Annotated in this window: 16 protein-coding genes, 1 tRNA gene and 1 pseudogene; 9 read left to right on the forward strand and 9 right to left on the reverse strand. The window is 62.2% G+C overall.

Annotated features, from left to right (window positions below; translation table 11 throughout):
• Positions 1–103 precede the first annotated feature (103 nt).
• Both RO07_RS26880 and RO07_RS06415 read left to right on the forward strand, forming a co-directional pair.
• Positions 104–1,300: a glycosyl transferase family 8 gene (locus RO07_RS26880; RefSeq protein ID WP_418303718.1), complete on the forward strand. Its 1,197-nt coding sequence runs from the start codon at positions 104–106 to the stop codon at positions 1,298–1,300.
• Positions 1,287–2,174 carry a lysophospholipase gene (locus tag RO07_RS06415; RefSeq protein ID WP_237171388.1) on the forward strand — a complete coding sequence of 296 codons (888 nt, stop codon included), beginning with the start codon at positions 1,287–1,289 and terminating at the stop codon, positions 2,172–2,174. The genes RO07_RS26880 and RO07_RS06415 overlap by 14 nt, the downstream gene beginning before the upstream one ends.
• Before the next feature lie 44 nt (positions 2,175–2,218).
• Here the strand turns inward: RO07_RS06415 and RO07_RS06420 are convergent, their stop codons facing one another.
• Positions 2,219–3,082, reverse strand: a complete 864-nt coding sequence (locus RO07_RS06420) for an NmrA family NAD(P)-binding protein (RefSeq protein WP_039409103.1) — start codon at positions 3,080–3,082, stop codon at positions 2,219–2,221.
• Positions 3,083–3,139: 57 nt separating this feature from the next.
• Positions 3,140–4,531, reverse strand: a complete 1,392-nt coding sequence (locus RO07_RS06425) for an FAD-dependent oxidoreductase (RefSeq protein WP_039409105.1) — start codon at positions 4,529–4,531, stop codon at positions 3,140–3,142.
• 68 nt (positions 4,532–4,599) lie between these two features.
• Between RO07_RS06425 and RO07_RS06430 the strand changes: the two genes are divergently transcribed.
• The 3 genes from RO07_RS06430 (at position 4,600) to RO07_RS06440 (ending at position 7,332) form a co-directional block, all read left to right on the forward strand.
• The gene (locus tag RO07_RS06430) at positions 4,600–5,487 is read left to right on the forward strand and encodes an AraC family transcriptional regulator (RefSeq protein WP_084072476.1); all 888 of its coding nucleotides are present in this window, start codon (positions 4,600–4,602) and stop codon (positions 5,485–5,487) included.
• Complete coding sequence (locus RO07_RS06435) at positions 5,484–6,593, forward strand: ArsO family NAD(P)H-dependent flavin-containing monooxygenase (RefSeq protein WP_052267069.1); 1,110 nt, start codon at positions 5,484–5,486, stop codon at positions 6,591–6,593. The genes RO07_RS06430 and RO07_RS06435 overlap by 4 nt, the downstream gene beginning before the upstream one ends.
• 163 nt (positions 6,594–6,756) lie before the next feature.
• Positions 6,757–7,332: a hypothetical protein gene (locus tag RO07_RS06440; protein WP_147284539.1), complete on the forward strand. Its 576-nt coding sequence runs from the start codon at positions 6,757–6,759 to the stop codon at positions 7,330–7,332.
• 100 nt (positions 7,333–7,432) lie between these two features.
• Here RO07_RS06440 and RO07_RS06445 read toward each other — a convergent pair whose 3' ends face one another.
• Both RO07_RS06445 and RO07_RS06450 read right to left on the reverse strand, forming a co-directional pair.
• A complete protein-coding gene (locus RO07_RS06445) occupies positions 7,433–7,753 on the reverse strand; it encodes a hypothetical protein (protein WP_039409111.1) in 321 nt (106 codons plus the stop codon).
• A gap of 226 nt (positions 7,754–7,979) precedes the next feature.
• Positions 7,980–10,331, reverse strand: a complete 2,352-nt coding sequence (locus tag RO07_RS06450; RefSeq protein ID WP_147284538.1) for an NEL-type E3 ubiquitin ligase domain-containing protein — start codon at positions 10,329–10,331, stop codon at positions 7,980–7,982.
• A gap of 166 nt (positions 10,332–10,497) precedes the next feature.
• On the opposite strand from RO07_RS06450, the gene RO07_RS06460 reads away from it, so the two are divergent.
• Positions 10,498–10,854, forward strand: coding sequence for an antibiotic biosynthesis monooxygenase family protein (locus RO07_RS06460; protein WP_052267071.1), 357 nt, complete (start codon positions 10,498–10,500; stop codon positions 10,852–10,854).
• A gap of 332 nt (positions 10,855–11,186) precedes the next feature.
• Here the strand turns inward: RO07_RS06460 and RO07_RS26885 are convergent, their stop codons facing one another.
• Together RO07_RS26885 and RO07_RS26495 are read right to left on the reverse strand one after the other, a co-directional pair.
• Positions 11,187–11,534 (reverse strand): type II toxin-antitoxin system VapB family antitoxin, encoded by a 348-nt coding sequence (locus RO07_RS26885; RefSeq protein ID WP_418303705.1) that lies wholly within the window; start codon positions 11,532–11,534, stop codon positions 11,187–11,189.
• Positions 11,535–12,123: 589 nt separating this feature from the next.
• Positions 12,124–12,234: pseudogene (locus RO07_RS26495) on the reverse strand (VapC toxin family PIN domain ribonuclease); the annotation flags it as partial.
• Between the two features lie 271 nt (positions 12,235–12,505).
• Between RO07_RS26495 and RO07_RS06475 the strand changes: the two are divergent.
• The 3 genes from RO07_RS06475 (at position 12,506) to RO07_RS06485 (ending at position 14,678) form a co-directional block, all read left to right on the forward strand.
• Positions 12,506–12,823, forward strand: a complete 318-nt coding sequence (locus RO07_RS06475; protein WP_039409116.1) for a hypothetical protein — start codon at positions 12,506–12,508, stop codon at positions 12,821–12,823.
• A gap of 72 nt (positions 12,824–12,895) precedes the next feature.
• The gene (locus RO07_RS06480; RefSeq protein WP_237171389.1) at positions 12,896–13,591 is read left to right on the forward strand and encodes a phospholipase D family protein; all 696 of its coding nucleotides are present in this window, start codon (positions 12,896–12,898) and stop codon (positions 13,589–13,591) included.
• 289 nt (positions 13,592–13,880) lie between these two features.
• Positions 13,881–14,678, forward strand: a complete 798-nt coding sequence (locus tag RO07_RS06485) for an alpha/beta fold hydrolase (RefSeq protein ID WP_039409119.1) — start codon at positions 13,881–13,883, stop codon at positions 14,676–14,678.
• A 268-nt stretch (positions 14,679–14,946) separates the two neighbouring features.
• Here RO07_RS06485 and RO07_RS06490 read toward each other — a convergent pair.
• The 3 genes from RO07_RS06490 to RO07_RS06500 form a co-directional block, all read right to left on the reverse strand.
• Positions 14,947–15,031: transfer RNA gene (locus tag RO07_RS06490), tRNA-Leu, on the reverse strand.
• 116 nt (positions 15,032–15,147) lie between these two features.
• Complete coding sequence (locus RO07_RS06495; protein WP_039409122.1) at positions 15,148–16,032, reverse strand: NAD(P)-dependent oxidoreductase; 885 nt, start codon at positions 16,030–16,032, stop codon at positions 15,148–15,150.
• Positions 16,033–16,039: 7 nt separating this feature from the next.
• Positions 16,040–17,161: an ABC transporter substrate-binding protein gene (locus tag RO07_RS06500; protein ID WP_237171444.1), complete on the reverse strand. Its 1,122-nt coding sequence runs from the start codon at positions 17,159–17,161 to the stop codon at positions 16,040–16,042.
• Positions 17,162–17,306: the final 145 nt, after the last annotated feature.

Genomic DNA, 17,306 nt, shown 5'->3' on the forward strand with positions numbered 1-17,306 from the left:
TGCGCGCTCCGCACTCGCCGCCGTGCAGGCCGGCATCGCAGCGCGAGAGGCGGCGGGGGCACAGAGCGTGCGCGGCGATGACACGCTGGCCGAGCAAGGGGCGTTGGCTTCCGTTGCGGCGTCAGGACCGACGCCGGCGCTCGTGGCCGCACACGAAGCCATCGTGGCACGGGTGAACGCGAAGGACTATGCCGGCGCCGAAGTGCTGTTGCGCGAGGTGCTGGCGGGCGGCGTGGCGCCAATGTCGATGTGGCGTCTGCACGCCATGGTGCTGCGCGCCCAGGGCAAGGCGCATGAAGGCCGGGACATTCTCGAGATGCTCGCGCGCCAGGTGCCGGGCGATCTGTCGAATCGCTTCGATCTTGCCGAGACGTTGCTTCTGCTGGGCGACTTCGAGCGCGGCTGGCGGGAATATCGCTATCGCTACAGTCTCGACCACACCCAGTCCATCGAGCGCAAGGTGCAGCGTCCGCGCTGGGAGGGGCAGCCGATTCCGGGGCAGACGTTGCTCATTCACGACGAGCAGGGCTATGGCGACACGTTCCAGTTCATGCGCATGGCGCGCTGGGCTCGTGAGCGCAGCCAGGCGCGCGTGATCTTCGAGGTCAATCCGGAAACATTGTCGATTGCGAAGCGCATGTGGGGCGAGGCGGACATCGTCGCACGCGGCACGCTGCCGGTCGCCTTCGATCAGCATTGCGAGCTGATGAGTCTGCCGATGGCCATGGGCCTCAAGCTCGAGGAGCTGCCGGGCGACACCGCGTACCTGAGTGCCGATCCAGCGCGTGTCGCGCACTGGCGCGAGCGTCTGACCGACGTACCTCGACCGTGGGTGGCAGTGGTGTGGGCAGGGCGGCCGGAGCACGTCAACGACAGCAACCGCTCCATGGCGCTCGAACAGCTCGCACCGCTGGGCGGGAGCGGTGCGACGTTCCTGTCGATTCAGAAAGGCCCTGCCTCGGCGCAGGCCGCTACGCCGCCGGCCGGCATGTCGATGGTGTCGCTGAGCGACGAGATTCGCGATTTCGAAGACACGGCGGCCATCCTGCATCTCGCCGATCTGCTGATCTCGGTGGACTCTTCGCCCGTGCATCTGGCCGGGGCGATGGGACGTCCGGTCTGGGTGCTGCTGCCGTTCGTTCCCGACTGGCGCTGGTTGCTCGACCGCGACGACTCGCCGTGGTATCCCGGTATGCGTCTTTTCCGGCAGACGGCTATCGCGCAGTGGCAACCGGTGGTCGACCGGGTGGCGCAGGCATTGGAATCCTTCGTGAGCGCTTATCGTCATGCCGCGAGCTGACGTGCGCTCGCGCCGATACGATGCGACGCCGCCTGCGCCAGGGCGCGCTTTGCTCGGTGCGACGGCGCTCGTTGTACTGACATGGGTCTCCGGCTGCACAAGCCTGGATCGCAATGCGCATGCCGACGCGCTCGCGCAGCCGGCGGGGCTTCACCGGGAAGTGTTGGCAGCCGGCGATTTCAAGCTCACGGCCTTCTCCCGCATCACGCGAACGGACAAGCCGGTGCGCATCTATATCGAGGGCGATGGTCTGGCGTGGGTGTCGCGCACGGAGCCGTCGCTCGATCCGACGCCGGTGGCTGCGACAGGGCTCGCACTCGCGGCAGTCGATCCCGCGGCGAACGTGGTGTATCTCGCACGCCCGTGCCAGTACACACCGATGCAGGACAACCCGCGCTGCGAAATGGCGTACTGGACCGGCAAGCGGTTCGCGCCGGAAGTCGTCGCCGCGATGGACGCGGCCGTCGGACAAGTGGCCTCGCGTGTGCCGGGACAGCCGGTCGAGTTGATCGGCTACTCGGGCGGCGGTGCGATTGCGGTGCTCGTCGCCGCGCATCGCCGGGACGTGACGTCGCTGCGTACGGTGGCAGGCAATCTCGATGTCGAGTACGTCAATCGGTTGCACCAGGTCTCGCCCATGCCCGCGTCGCGCAACCCGATCGACGTCGCCCGTCAGGTCGCGACGATCCCGCAGATTCACTTCGCCAGCTCACAGGACACGGTCGTGCCGCCGGAAGTGGCTCGCCGATTCGCGCAGGCGGCAGGCGGCAAGTGCGTGAGCACGCCAGTGGTGGCCGGTGTTGCTCATGACGGCGACTGGGCGCGGCAATGGCCCGCGCTGTTGGCGCAAACGCCGTCGTGTGGCGGCGCATGAGCCGATGCGATTCGACGGATTCGCCGTGCTGACGGCGCCTCGCGTCAGCTCTCGCGCACGAGTGCCGCAATCGCTTCGTTGAGCGTGACGTCACCGCGCAGGGCGTGTTTACCGCCGTCGCGGAAATGGAAGGTGTCGTCATTGAAGCGGTCGAGCATCTGGATGCGCGGCAGCGGATTGCGCATACCCTGCGCACGGAACAGCGGATCCCAGGCGGCGCGTGGTACGGCTTCGGCATGCACGTCGCGCACCAGCGCACGCGCCAGCGCGGCTGCAATGTCGTCGGGAGAATAACGCTCAGGGCCTTCGATTTCCCAGATGCGCTCGTCGTGGAAGTCGTCCTGCATGGCACGCGCCGCGAAATGCCCGACGTCGCTCGTCGAGACCATCGCAATGGCACGCTCTACGGGTTGCAGATAGCTCGGGAGCACGCCGCGCTCGCGTGCCGGGGCGATGTCCCAAGCGAAGTTCTCCATCAGCCATGCGGGGCGCAGGAAGGTCACCGGCAGCGAGACGGAAACCATCGCCGTCTCGAACATGCTCAGTGCCGTGAGCAGGCTTGGCGCGTCGTGGTCCGCGCCAATGCTCGACAGGCACACCACCCGCTTCGGACGCGTGGCCGCCAGCGCCTGTCGGATGGCGTCGATCAGATGCCGCGCGTGCGAGAAGTCGGGTTCTGGGTCGGCGTTGGGCGGCAGCATCACGAAGACGGCCTCGCTGCCCCGGAAGGCGTTGGTGAGCGCATCGACGTCGCCGTGTTCCGCCACCGCGATCTCGCCGCCCAGCGTCGCCCATCGACTCGATCGAACGGCGTCCTGAACGATGGCACGCAGCGGGAGTCCCGCCGTGAGCAGATCGTGCCCGATCACCCCGCCAACTCGCCCCGTGATGCCCATTACCGTGTACATGGTCACTCCTCGCGCGCTTTAACGTTGCCGTAAAAGTAACACGGGAGCGGCGACGTCTCACAGATGGATGGCGTCCGCGGCGGAATTCGTCCGCGCGTGCGGCGGCTGACGTCGCGCGTTGAGCAGCGCTGCGCCGGCGTCGGCCAGGCGGACCGCTTCGCGTGCACGCTCGCACATGTCGCGCTCGTACGACGAGATGGCTTGCGCAAGCGTGGCGTGTCCATCCGCGACATCCCGCAGATGCGCCGCCAGCCGTTGGGCGTCACGCAGCGCCGTATTGGCGCCAAGGCCGCCCGCGGGGCTCATCGTGTGGACGGCATCGCCGAGCCCCGTCACACCGTCGATCTGCCACGGCAGCGGGCTGGTCGTGCTGCGCACCGGCATTGTGCGGACCGTGTCGGGTGCGGCGTGCGTGAACAGCGAACGCAGGTGCGGGTGCCACGTTTCGGCCAACGATTCGATGCGTGCGAGCGGCGCGCAGCCACTGAACTCGGCGTTGATAGGCGGCGGACCGAGCAGTGTCTCCGACGGTCCGATGAACGCCCAGTACAGGTAATCGGACACGGGAGTGAGCGGCATGTGGCCCGGTTCGACGTGCGTGGTCGGCGACGTCGGCGAGGCGGACGACGACGGGCGGCGAAAGAGCATGGCCTCGATGACGACGGCGAACCCGTCCGCAAAGACGACCGTGCTGCCTTCCATCACCGTCGCCTCGCCATGGCGGTCCATGAGCACGAGCAGCGCGGTGGTGAGCGGCGTGAGGCCGTAGATGCAGACATTGCCCGTGGCATGCGGCGCCATGCCCGGCAACACGTATTCGCGCACGCGGGAGTGCGTGCCGTCGGCGGCGACCACGAGGCCTGGGGCGCTGCAGGAGCCGTCTTCGAAGTGCGCAATGCGGCGACCGTATGCGTCGCTCGTCGTGCGCACGAAGGCCTTGCCGAAATGCACGTGCTCGAGAATGCCGTCGAGCAGAACTTCGCGCAGCGTCTGGCGGTGCAGGCTGAGGTCGCCGGGAATGCCGTCGGACGCCGAATGGCGACGTGCCGCGGCCGACGGTTCGCGACGGCGGTGGTCGTTCTCACTCGTGTCGGCGTGCGAGTCGTGCCAGCTCGGCGGCAGCACGACGTTGGCGGTGTCGAGCTGTGGCGTGACGAAGCGCCCCCCCATGCGCGCGATGGCGGCCCGCTCGCGCAAACGCTCGGCGTACCCTTCGGGAACGCATTGGGACAGGGCGTCGAAGCCGTCCGCGTCGATGCGCAGGCGGTATCCCTGGAAGCGGGCAGCGGGTGCCTCGTCGCGCTCGTAGACGTCGAACGAGATCCCGGCGCGGCGTAGCCCCTGGGCAAGGCACAGGCCGCCCAGACCCGCGCCGATGATGGTGACATGCAAGGCTGACATGATGTAGATGAGCCGCCGCGAGGCGGCCGGCAGTGGTACTTCCGCCATTGTCTGCGCGCTTTCCGTTGACCTGATAACATCGTTTGGTCATAAAACAATGCGAAACGGACAAAGCCATGCTGACCGATCTGCCACATCTGCCGGTGTTGACGCCCCGGATTGCGCTGGACAATACGCCGTTCGCCCGCGCCAAGCCGAATGACCGCCTGGATGGCCCGCCCGTGTGGGCATTCGGGGGCCGCGACCAGGAGCGCAGCCTTTTCCGCGTCGGGACTCGAGAGTTGGATTGGCATTCGCACGTGCGCGGACAGTTGTTCTGCATCCATTCGGGACTGGTGCACGTGCACACGCCGATGGGCGCCTGGTTGCTGCCGCCGTATCGCGCCGGCTGGATTCCGCCGGGAATGACGCATCGCGTGTCGCTAACCGGCGTCGTGAGCGGATGGATCGTGCTGGTGGCCCCGCATGCGGCAACAGGTTTGCCCGATGTGCCGCGTGTGGTCGGTGTCTCGGAGTTGCTGGCGGCGCTGGTCAATCGGGCGTCGTCGTGGGCGGCGCGCGAGGAATTGACCGAGGACGAGATGCGTCTGTCGCAAGTGCTCGTCGATGAAATCGAGCGCTCGCCCGCCGAGCCGCTCGGTTTGCCGATGCCCAGCGACACGCGGGCAATGCGCATCGCCCGCGCCGTGCTCGACGATCTGGGCGCGCACACATCGCTGGAGACGCTGGCGCACCGTGCCGGGGTGTCGTCGCGCACGGCGAGGCGGCTGTTCGTTGCCGAGACGGGCATGGGCTTCACGCAGTGGCGCCAGCAGGCGCGACTGGTCAGTGCGCTCGAGCGACTGGCCAAGGGCGAACCCGTCAGCACGATCGCCGATTCGCTCGGTTATTCGACGCCGAGCAACTTCATCGCAATGTTCCGGCGCGCGTTCGGCGAGTCGCCGGGGCGCTATTTCCGTCAGGTCGGGCCGCGTGCGCAGTCGCATGAGGAGGCGGCGGCATGAGAGAGCGCGATGCTGCAGCGATGCGGCACGTCGACACGCTGGTGATTGGCGGCGGACAGTCGGCGCTGGCGACAGCGTATTTCCTGCGCCGCTGGAAGGTGAACTACGTCGTGCTCGACGATCGACCTGCGGCCGGTGGGGCATGGCAAAACGCGTGGCCCTCGTTGCAGCTTTTTTCGCCGGCGCAGTGGAGTTCGTTGCCAGGTTGGCCGATGCGGGGCGGCGAGCGGCACTATCCGTCGCGCGACGACATCGTGACGTATTTGCGCGAGTACGAAGCACGCTACGCCGTGCCGGTGCGCCGGCCCGTGCACGTGTCGGCGGTCGTCTCCCGGGACGACGGGCTTTGGGTGCAGACCGATCGTGGCGATTGGCTGGCACAGACGGTCGTCAGCGCAACGGGTTCGTGGCATGCGCCGTACCGGCCGTCGTACCCGGGGCAGACGACGTTCCGGGGGCGCCAGATGCACTCGGCCGACTATCGCGGGCCGCAGACGTTGCGCGGCTTGAAGGTGCTGGTTGTCGGCGGCGGCAACTCAGGCGCACAGATCTATGCCGAGGTGTCGCGATCGAGCGAGGCCACATGGGTCACGCTTGCGCCGCCGTCCTATCTGCCGGATGACGTCGACGGGCGTGTGCTGTTCGAACGTGCGACGGCGCGATGGCAGGCGGCGCAACGCGGCGAGCCCGATCCGTATCCGAAGGACGGGCTCGGCGACATCGTCATGGTGCCGTCGGTGCGCGAGGCAAGAGAGCGGGATGTGCTGCATGCGGTGCGGCCGTTCGCGAGTTTCGTCGAGGACGGCGTGATGTGGCAGGACGGCGCGCATTCACGCGTCGACGTCGTGATCTGGTGCACCGGGTTTCAGCCGGCGCTGGTGCACCTGGAGCGGCTGCGGCTTGCCGACGCGCAAGGGCGGATAAGAGTGTCGGGCACGCGCGCCGCCGATGAGCCGAGACTCTGGCTGGTGGGCTATGGCGAATGGACGGGCTACGCGTCGGCGACGCTGATCGGGGTCATGCGAAGCGCGAGAGCGACCGCGCAGGAGATTGTCGCCCATCTCGAGGGGAGGCGTGTCGCGGGTACGCAGAACCGAAACGGGTAGGGCGAGGATAGAGTGGTTCTCATCCAGCGAAAGGTGCATGTGGGGAGATCGAAAGACTCCCTGAAAAAACTATGGTTTTCGCGCAATATCTTTCGCTTTGCGCGTCGTAATTCAATGTGTCGGCATTTGCGGATCGTATGGGCAAGCGCGACAGAAGGTGCAGATGAAGATGGGAACACTCCGGAAAATTGATTCGCGTATGTCTCGCGCGAAGGGCCACCAATCAGAGGCGCGAGCCAGGCCCGAAGAAGGCTCGTTGCACGAACGGCTTTCGGGTATAGAGGCCGTGATGCCGATGCTTGCAACGAGGGAAGACCTCGCTCGGGTAGAGGGGACCTTGCGGACGGAGATTCATCAGGAGTGCGCGAAGGTCCGCACTGAGATGCATCACGAGTTCACCAAGGTGCGCACTGAAATGCATGAGGGTTTTAGTGAACTGCGTACCGAGATACACGAGAGCTTTAGTGAACTGCGTACCGAGATACACGAGAGCTCTAGTGAACTGCGTACCGAGATACACGAGAGCTCTAGTGAATTGCGTACCGAGATGCATCAAGAATTCACCAAGGTGCGCACCGAGATGCATAGCGGCTTCGGCGAGTTACGTGCGGAAATGCACCGTGGGTTCAGCGAGTTGCGGTCTGGTATGGACGCGCTGACATGGCGTTTCATCGGCGTGGTCGTTACGGTCAGTACAGCGCTGGTTGCGGCGACGCACTTTCTGACCAAGGCAGCCTGACTGTGTGAGTGCAGGCCGCCTCGGCGCACCACTTTCCTTGTGGCTGCGAAACAGCAGTCGAGGGCCTGCCATTCATCGGCAGGTCATCGAACGCGTTCAACTACCCCATCAGCTTGGGTCGTTTACCGGGCCCGCGCGAGTGCAATACGCGGCAAGGGCTGATGAATTTGTCCGACGCGACCATCGCTTGCGCGAACGTCTCGAAGTAAATCGCGTGATCGGCATCGGTAACGTGGGCGCGCTCGATTTCCTCGGACGTGTCGTTCCAGGCGAGTCCAAGGTACTTGCCATGGTCGTGAAACCAGATGACATACCCCTTGCGCGACAACACGTGCGGCACCTTCAGTCCGTGGCCGGCTTTGCGACGTTTCTTCGACGGGACTGCCTGTGATTTCTTACCTTCCTCCTTCGACTTGCTCATGATGATCTCCAAAGCGGAAACAAGGCTGATTGGGGGGAGCAAGCCGATCATGACAGCCGTGAAGTGACTTGAGATTCAGTAACGTCCGAATCTCATCGAGTTCGGCGTCGACACTCGAAAGGTTTCGATCGTTTTCCCAAGTCGCGGCGAAAAATTGCGGAGGTAGTGGCGCGCCATGCGTACTGGTGGAAGGGGAAGCGTTGCGGCGGGCAGATGACGAGTGTTTTCAGGGGGCGGTGGTGCCCAGGGCCGGCTCGGATCGATGCCGAAGCTGAAGCTGCCACCGGTTGTCAGTGCCCATGATCCGGTCCATGAGCGCTTCCTCGCCGCGCTTGCGAAGGAACTCCCGAGTGAGCGCCTTATAGACCTCAAACTGCTGTGCCTTCATGATGCTGACCCCGACCTGGGATTGCGTGTCTTGATCTCTTGGCAAGTTAAGTTTGGTCAGCCGCGTCACCACTGCCTGATCGTAACCGGGGAGCATGTCGTGCAATTTTTGATGCGCTCGCTCTGTCCCATCAGGGTCCAACCGCGCCAGCACCTGCTGCCAGGGCGCCCATTCGGCCAGGAAATATCGAGGGAACTCCGTGGACTCTCGAGCGCGAACTTCTTGCTCGGCGTCCCACAGATCCCGCGGTGTCACCCCGGAGACATGGAAGAAGCGCATGTCCGCGATGTCATTGGGCAATTTCAGGCGATCGCGCAATTGGACCTGATAGGCCAGATAGACTTCGATTTCGTCGACCAGTGGTAACGCCTGGGCTTTCTTGCGGGCGATCTTCTCCAGGGCGTCCAAGCGAAATGCGCCGCGCCCACGGTCGACGATCTCGTCGAGCCTGGCATCGTATTCGCCACGGGTGATGGCGTGCGCATGACTGAGTTTCGTCAGGTCGTTATAAGTGAGCGCGACCCGGTCCTCGCAGGACTCGGTGGCCCCTTGGACGACCCGGAAGGCTAGCTGACGAAGCTCCCCATCCCGCGCGAGCGTGGATAGCCAATGGGCGACCGCCGTCTTGAAGCCGGCGTTGTAATTGACGGATTCTCTCAAACGGTCCAGAAACAGAGAGAATTCCGCGGCATGCGCTTCCTCGCTGTGCTTTTGCCATTGGTGCGCCTGCGCCTGTTCGTTGTTGCTGAACCAGTCCCGAACCGCTACGGGAAGAGGACGCAACGTTGCAGTGCTGACCCCGGCAGTCGCCATCGAGAAGTGAAACTGAGGCCCGTTATACCCTGGTGCGGATGTGGCCGCATCCAGTCGTCGCAGGAAGCCAGCCGAGAACGGGTTGTCGAAGGTTATTACCATTGCATTGCGCGGCATGCGCAAAACGCTCGCGGGCAGATCGGTCAATCGATTGCCGCTGACGTTGAGTAGCGCGAGGTTCGCAGGTAGTTCCGGTAGCTCGGTCAGTTGATTGTCATACACCCAGAGGTGCGCGAGGCTCGCGGGCAATTCCGGCAGTTGGGTCAACTGGTTGTCATGCACGTTGAGCGACGTGAGGCTCGCAGGGAGTTTCGGCAACTCGCTCAGCCGGTTGTCATACGCCCAGAGTTGCGTGAGGCCCGCGGGCAATGCTGGCAGTTCGGTCAGTTGGTTGTCGCGTGCATCAAGCGCCGCGAGGCCCGCGGGCAATTCGGGCAGACGCCCCAACCCTAACCTACTCAAATTCAGTTTGCCATCGACCATATTGAGAATCCTGTCCCTGGCGATCCCGCGTACCCGCTTCCCACCCGACTCCGGCGGTTCGATAGCCACCCACGCGCATAGCGCAGACCGGTAGAGCTCATCGACGCCGTTATCATTTCCCCCGTGCGACTCAGGCAAGTTCTCGATCAGTTTGCTCAGGAGCTTGTGCGCGTCCACGCGAATATCGAACGCGGCGAGCACGTCATGGGCGAGCTGTACATGAACTGGGGAGAGATATCGAGACTCATCCCCGCACACTTTTTCAAGGTGAAGGTCTGCAAGAGCGTCAGCCAATGTCTCGGCGTCGTTGCCTTCACGGCATGAGCGCGCCAAGTGCTGCGTCAGGTTCCGGTGTACCCCCTCCATGTCGGCGCCGCCCGTCTGACTGAACTGGCGATAGGTCCAGGCGAGCGCGGCCAACAACGCGGCGCAGCGCCGCTCATGGCCCTGATCGTCCCGTGAGCCCACGTACGCGAGTGCCAGGTCCTTTGCTTCATTGACCTGCCGGGATGAGGAGAGTGGCGCGTTCGCCGGCTGCGCCAGTGCGGCCGGCGAAGGTAAACCGGTGGGCATGTTCGGCATCATGAGTGGAATGGCAGTGGAGGACTGCATCGTCCCCGAGGTTTCCCAGCAGTTCTGCTTGAAGCCGATCGCTCTGGCATCGCTTCCAAGTTGCCAGCAGTCGGCTTGGCTTGCGCTGACGGGATATCCGCGTACTGCCATCGCCCAGCTGGATGGGCGCATGTTGGCCGATAAGCCGCACGGACGGCTATCAAAAAACGAGCATCGGCAATTCTTGAAGTTGGAGCCGGCTACGCTCTGCGGCACGCTTGTGCTCAGGAAGACCGGGAAGGGGGCGCCGGTGTTCTGCCGGCGAGTGACCGTCGACGGCAAGTCGGTGGCTTGGGCTCTGCACAACGGTGCCTATTGCAGCACTCATGCCGGTGCGTCAACTCCAGGAAGGCACGCCTATACTACGCGCTTGCCTGAAGTTGCTTAAGTAGCGTCCGCAATTCTTCACGCGTCTCAAACCGCAGACAATTCGCAAGGAAAGGGCAGTATGTACTCATCCACGTTCATCTTTCGCGCAGGGCAATACAACGACGAGTTCCATCGACTTGACCAGCAGATTGCGGAAATTGCCGCAAGTATTGATGGCTATCTCGGCGAAGAAGCCTGGGAAAGCGCCGACGGCAACTTAATTCAGAACGTCTACTATTGGGCGACTGAGGAAGCGCTGATGCAACTGGTGAGGCATCCAAAGCACCTCGAAGCCAAACGAAAGCAAGCTCAGTGGCTTGACGGCTACCGGGTGGTTATCGCGAAAGTGCTTCAGGAGTATGGAGACGGAAAAATGGCACTGCTATCCGGCGCTCAAAAGCTCGTCACGGAGCCGAACGACAACGCCGAAGTTTAGCCTTTATCGCAAAGGGCAGGCGAAAACCGCGGAACATTTCCAGCGTGTCGGTTTGACCAGTTTGCCGGCGCTGTGACGGATACACTTTCGGTGCATCGTTTCCGACGAATGGCCTAGCTGATCGCGAGCTGCGCTTATGCCATCGGTAAGCAGGAAAACAAATGCTCACGGTGCGGTTGCCCGCCGCAAAGCGCAGAAGCAGAAACCTCAGGCATGGCGTGTCGACTAGACCTGCAAAATGCGTTGCGGAGTGTATTGGCGTGTGGTGGCGCAGGTGTTCGCGTCAGGTGGCGAACACCGTTTGCCTTTAGTGAAGAATATTTGCGGCCAATTCAAGTCGCTGGCTTCGTCTGGCGGTGCGCGATGTCGGTGAGATCAGTTTCACTTCCCCTCAGTCGAGCTAAACGGCGAGCGCTTTCGCGTTCGATGAGAACCTTGAGGGCCTCCCGGTTCAATGCTGACTTCTCGTGCAAGCCAGTGAATGCCTGCGCTTTCGCAAGAAGTTCGTCGTCCAATGCCAAAGTAGTGCACATATCCCGCCTCCATGGGTTTGATGGCGCGATTACATCGTCAAATGACACTGGTTTCATGCCTTGAGCGATGTCCTCCATTGATCCCGATGTCCCCCGATTGAACTCGGCTCCGTGATCGTTCAATCCACCACTGTTATCGACAGTCATCAAGTTGCGCCCCCCAGGTATCTGGAAAGAGTCGCCGTCTTTGGAGACTCGGCGTAGCTGTCGCGAAATCGCGGAAAAACTCGGAAGTTACTGAAACGCGAGTGACGAAGGAACTGCCATGATGAATTCTGTCCCCAGGGTATAACTTCGAAATGGAGGCGAAATGGAAGAGTCGAACGATAGCGGCACCATCCCACAAGGTGTTGGAACCGCGGGCGGAGCCGGCAAACGAGGTGGCAAGGGGCAACCCCCGACATTGCCGCCGTCATTCCCTCGCGAAGGTTATGTCGTGTGGTTCTACGCACACGATCGGTACCTCGGTTAAGCCTGGGATGCGGAGGAAGGGGAAATCAAACGAGCGCACGTGCCTGATCCGGGCCATGCGATTTACTTTCCAACGTTTGCGGCGGCGATGGTGGCAACGGAGTTCTTGTTTAGTCCGTACTACATTCTGTATTCGCCGAAGCGAGGGGGGAAGCCGCGATTGGTCAGGTAATTCTGGTTGTGGCCCACCCCACGTGGTGGGCCGCCGACGTTGCTCAAGACTTCAGTACTGAGCGGAGCGCGGCTCGATATCGTTCGATATCCACATGACAAAGGGAAGATGGGTAAACACTCTCCCAGTGTTGAGCAACTGAACAAGTGTGGCGTCGCCGGCTCTTAGATGGTCGATCCAAACTGATGTGTCGACCAGAATCATGCGGGCCCCGTTTGACGGCGGGGGATATCGGTGAGGTCTGCCTCCGTTCCACCCAGACGAGCCAAACGGCGAGCGCTTTCGCGCTCGACCAGAGCCTTGAGAGCTTACCTGTTATACGTCGCGAACGTTTTCGCACCGCGTCGGAACGTTTCGAGTGTCGATGCATAGGCGGGGATATTCGGAAGTTACTGAAACGCAAGGCCTGACACTCCTGCGATGATTGGATTGGCTCGTATGCGGGCCAAATCAATCTACTCCACAGGGGGCTTTGATGAGCACTACGAACGATGATGACGGAAACGCAAAACAAGAGAATGGGAAAGTCGAGGATCGGGGCGTTGAACTCGAAATCCCGAAGTCGCTTGCGCGTGAGGGCCATGTTGTCTGGTTCTACGAGCACAACAAGTACCTTGGTTTCAAATGGAGCGAGCCGGCAGGAGAAATCAAGAAAGCGCATGTCACCGACCCGGAAAACGCGATCTATTTCGATACTTACGCGCATGCGGTGGTTGCGTCGGACAGATTGGTCAGCCCCAGCATCATTCTTTATTCGCCGGGCAGAGGGAAACCACCGAAAGTAAAGGGATAAAAATGACGCAGGGCCGTCGAACACGGCGGCCCCCGTTATCTGCAACAGTGGGGGCATAAGGTGGCAAAATTCTTGAACACCAGCGCGACAAGCTACTTTATTGAAGAGTTGATCAAAGGGGCTGTTGATCGACTGATTTTGATCAGTCCGTTTCTCAAGCTGAACGACCGAATAAGGGAGCTTCTATCGGACAAGAACCGTCTAAAGATTGACGTGAGGCTCATCTACGGCAAGAGCGCATTGCAGCCGCAGGAAATCGAATGGCTTCGAGGGCTCACCTACGTTCGCACGAGTTACTGCAAGAACTTGCATGCCAAGTGCTACATGAATGAGGAGCTGTGCGTCGTTACGAGCCTGAACCTCTACGAGTTCAGCCAGATCAATAATAACGAGATGGGGGTGCTTATCCGTAGGTCAGAGGATACGGATCTGTATCGAGATGCTTACGAAGAAGCTCAGCGCATTATTCGTATTAGCGAAGAAGATCGCATTTCGCTGGAGCGTCCCCGCAGAAGTGCCGTCGAAGAGGAAACACCGGAGGAGGGTGCGCTCTGTGAAACAATCGGCAAGCTCACGTCATCACGACTTGGTAGACGTCTTGGTATACGGACGAATGAGCTATTGGAGTGCGCTGTGGCTGCCGGGTATTTGGAGTTGAGAAACGGCGAGCATGCCCTCTCCGCTCTGGGAGCAAATTCCGGCATCGAGTTCGTGTCGAAATCTCGACATGGCGCTTACTATCTATGGCCCGAAAATATCTCCCTCTAGCACCTGCAAGCGAGTGACGGTGAGTTGCCAAATTGTATAAGTCTGGACTGGACCAAACAGGCAGCGTCAGATCGTCTGACTCGGTTCGGTCAATTACTGCCGCTCAAGCAATCCCGGATGCGGGCGCCCGGGCGACGCTCAACGGGCGAATTTCGGCCAGGCGCCTATCGACACCGTTATATTGACTCTCGCTTGAGCACTTGATAGGATGAGACCACTTTCAAACGCCCTCCCGGTTCGCCGGGAGGGCGTTTCGTTTTGGTTCCTGCAACCAAAATGGAACCCTGGAATGAAAGCCCCTCTTGAAATCCGTTCCGGCTCAGACGCCGGTCTCGGGTATGTGCAGTATGGCAATGGTCCCATTCGCGTGCTGGTCATGCACGACTGGCTCGGTGACCACTCCAGCTACGATGCAGTCATGCCTTGGCTCGATGGCCATGCGCTCACCTACGTTTTCGTCGATTTACGCGGCTACGGGCAATCCATCAACCTGGACGGTGAATTCACGGTCGAGGAGATTGCAGCCGATTGCCTCGTGCTCGTTGACCGACTTGGTTGGAGGCACTTCCATATCGTCGGCCACTCGATGACCGGGATGATCACACAACGCATCGCGGCGGACGCTCCGTCTCGCGTCACAAGCGCGATCGCTGTATGTCCCGTTTCCGCAGCTGGAAATCAATTGAGTCCGGATGCGCTGGCTTTTTTTGCCAGCACGATAGAAGACGACGATGCCCTTCGGCGGTTGTTCAGTTTCGTCACCGGGGGGCTTTCCGATGGATGGGCTGAGCGCAAGGTGCGACAAAGTCGTGACACAGTCTCATCGGCCTGCCGGCGGAGATACCTCGAAATGCTGGTGACGGCCAACTTCGTCGACGACGTGCGGGGCCTTGAAACGCCTTATCTGGTCATTGTCGGAGATAAAGATCCCGGTCTTGATTCGGAGGCAATGCTGCACACATTTCTCGCGTGGCATCCGAACGCAGAACTGCACGTTATCTCGAACTGCGGACATTACCCGATGCAGGAGTGCCCGCCTTATTTCGCCACCGTTATCGAACATTTCCTGAAGCGCAAGGCTACTTGAGCCCGATGGCTGAAGGCAAGCTGCAAGCGGACGTATTCGGGCGCGGGCTCGAATTGTCCGCTCCGGGTTGGTTAGCATCCCGCAGACGCGCTTGGGTTTGACGAGAAGAACATTCGCGACGGTAGGTTGTGCGTGCAACAAGGCAAGACGGGCAAGCGAATTCGAAACTCGATACAGGGGAGGCTGGCGGAGGTTCTCGAAACGAAATTGCGGAGCAAAAATAGAATTGCGGAGCGGGGATGAACCACCGAACGCCTCGGAAAGGCTTTGGTGCCCAGGGCCGGAATCGAACCGGCACGCCTTGCGGCGGGGGATTTTGAGTCCCCTGCGTCTACCAATTTCACCACCTGGGCAGGTGTGCGTTCACCGGACGGTGTCGCAGCGTGTCGTTCGGCGCACCCGCAGGCCCACCGGACGAAGGCGAGATTATGACTGAAATTTGCCTCGGCCACAAGCCCACCCACGACCGTCAGTGAACCTGCTGCTGGCTCTCGAGAACGCGCAGCAGGGACGACGTGTCGTCGTGCCCCCAGCCGTGCTCCATCAACGCCGTCAACTGACCCTTCACCAGCGACAGCGCAGGCAACGACAGGCCGGCATCGGCGACCGCGTCGAGGATCATCGAAAAGTCCTTGTCGTGCAGCCGCGCTTCGATGCCCGCCGAGAAGTCCCGGTGCGCCATCTTCGGGCCCATCATGTCGAGCATCCGGCTGCCCGCAAGCCCCTGCGAAATCGCCTCGATGATCTTGTCCTGATCCACGCCGTTGCGCGCCGCAAACAGCATCGCCTCGGCAATGCCCTGGATGTTGATCACCTGCACGATCTGGTTGCACGCCTTCGCCACCTGCCCGGCACCAACGTCGCCCACATGCGTGATCGTCGTGCCCAGCACCGACAGCAACGGTTTGACCCTTTCGAAATCCTCGCGCGAGGCGCCGACCATGATCGACAGCGATGCGTCCGCCGCACGCGCGGGGCCGCCGGACACCGGCGCGTCCACGAGCCGGACGCCACGGCGCGCCAGACGCTCGGCCATGCGCCGTGTCGCCTCCGCCGAGATCGTGCTGTGATCCATGCAAATCGTGCCGGGACGCGCACCATCCACCACCCCGTTCTCGCCAAGCAACACGGCCTCGACATCCTGGGTCGTGGTGACGTTGGTGATCACGAAATCGGCCTGCGCCGCGGCGAGCGCCGGCGTCGCAAAAAACGTTGCGCCTTTCTCGACGAACGGCGCGGCCACCTCGGACCGGCGGGCGTACAGATGCAGCCGATGACCCGCCGCCATCAGATGGCGAACCATCTGGCCACCCATGGCGCCCAGCCCGATGAATGCAATGGTGTAAGTCGTCATGCCGCTATCAGTCCGAGACGTACACGAACTTCCCGTTCTTGATCTGGCCCATCACGCCCGCGCGCTGATCCAGCCCCACGTGATCCTGCGGGCTCAGGTTCATGATGCCGTTCGGAATCGCGAGATTGTGCGTGGACTCGAGCGCTTCGCGCAGCGCCACACGGAACGCCGGCGTGCCAGGGGCGGCCGTCTTCGCGGCGCGCGGCACCGCATCGTTGAGCAAGTCCCATACGCCATAGGCGTCAGCCGCGAACTGAGTCACCGTGTCCGCGCCGTACTTGGCCTCGTACTTCCTGGTGAAAGCCAGCGCGGCCGTGCGCGCCGGATGCCCCGCCGGCAACGTCTTGGCGACGACGCCCGGTTGCGTCGGGAACAACGTGCCTTCGACATCCTTGCCGCCTACGCGAACGAAGTCATACGTGGCGATGCCATGCGTCTGGTAGATCTTTCCACTGTAGCCGCGTTCCTGCAGCGTGCGCTGCGGCAACGCGGCCGGGGTGCCGGAGCCGGCCACCAGAATCGCATCCGGCTTGGCGGCCATCAGCTTGAGCACCTGGCCGGTGACGCTCGTATCCGTGCGGTTGAAGCGCTCCTGCGCCACGATCTTGAGCTTGCGCAGTTCGGCAAACTTCGAGAATTCCTTCCACCAGCTCTCGCCGTAGGCGTCGGCAAAGCCGATGAAGCCCACCGTCTTGACGCCGTGATTGGCCATGTAGCGCGTCATCACGTCGGCCATGGCGGAGTCGTTCGCGGCCATCTTGAATGCCCAGCGGCGCTTGGCGTCCTGAGGCTCCACGGCGACCGCCGAGCCGATCAGCGTGATCATCGGCGTCTCGGCCTCGGAGATCGGGTCGAGCATGGCCAGCGCGCTCGGCGTGATGTTCGGACCGACGATCACGTCGACCTTGTTCTCGCTGATGAGCTTGCGTGCGTTCTTCACGGCCGTACCCGGGTCGGAGCCGTCGTCGAGGAACACGTAATGCGCTTTCTGGCCGCCGATCTGATCGGGCCAGAGCTGCATGGCGTTCTTGCTGGCGATGCCGATGGCGGCAGCCGGGCCGGTCGACGACAGATCGATGCCGACGGTGATGTCGGCGTGGGCTGCCGTCGCCATGCCGGCGAGGGTCATGGCAAGCACCACGCCCGACAGGCGGATGCCGCGAAGAGCTGAGCGCATGGGGTCTCCTTGTGGTCGAATCGCATAAGGATACCGCACCGCTTACGTTCGACCACCGAAGAAAAATAGTGCTTGGCCCGTTCGGCCGGTCAGGCTC

Origin of the sequence: Pandoraea pulmonicola (assembly GCF_000815105.2) — a bacterium.
GTDB lineage: Bacteria > Pseudomonadota > Gammaproteobacteria > Burkholderiales > Burkholderiaceae > Pandoraea > Pandoraea pulmonicola.

Coding starts and splice junctions, on each gene's coding strand:
- RO07_RS06425 (WP_039409105.1), bottom strand. CDS start 4,531: ATGGCGGAAGTACCACTGCCGGCCGCCTCGCGGCGGCTCATCTACATC.
- RO07_RS06415 (WP_237171388.1), top strand. CDS start 1,287: ATGCCGCGAGCTGACGTGCGCTCGCGCCGATACGATGCGACGCCGCCT.
- RO07_RS06445 (WP_039409111.1), bottom strand. CDS start 7,753: ATGAGCAAGTCGAAGGAGGAAGGTAAGAAATCACAGGCAGTCCCGTCG.
- RO07_RS06430 (WP_084072476.1), top strand. CDS start 4,600: ATGCTGACCGATCTGCCACATCTGCCGGTGTTGACGCCCCGGATTGCG.
- RO07_RS06475 (WP_039409116.1), top strand. CDS start 12,506: ATGAGCACTACGAACGATGATGACGGAAACGCAAAACAAGAGAATGGG.
- RO07_RS06440 (WP_147284539.1), top strand. CDS start 6,757: ATGAAGATGGGAACACTCCGGAAAATTGATTCGCGTATGTCTCGCGCG.
- RO07_RS26885 (WP_418303705.1), bottom strand. CDS start 11,534: ATGACTGTCGATAACAGTGGTGGATTGAACGATCACGGAGCCGAGTTC.
- RO07_RS06495 (WP_039409122.1), bottom strand. CDS start 16,032: ATGACGACTTACACCATTGCATTCATCGGGCTGGGCGCCATGGGTGGC.
- RO07_RS06500 (WP_237171444.1), bottom strand. CDS start 17,161: ATGACCCTCGCCGGCATGGCGACGGCAGCCCACGCCGACATCACCGTC.
- RO07_RS06420 (WP_039409103.1), bottom strand. CDS start 3,082: ATGTACACGGTAATGGGCATCACGGGGCGAGTTGGCGGGGTGATCGGG.
- RO07_RS06485 (WP_039409119.1), top strand. CDS start 13,881: ATGAAAGCCCCTCTTGAAATCCGTTCCGGCTCAGACGCCGGTCTCGGG.
- RO07_RS06460 (WP_052267071.1), top strand. CDS start 10,498: ATGTACTCATCCACGTTCATCTTTCGCGCAGGGCAATACAACGACGAG.
- RO07_RS06435 (WP_052267069.1), top strand. CDS start 5,484: ATGAGAGAGCGCGATGCTGCAGCGATGCGGCACGTCGACACGCTGGTG.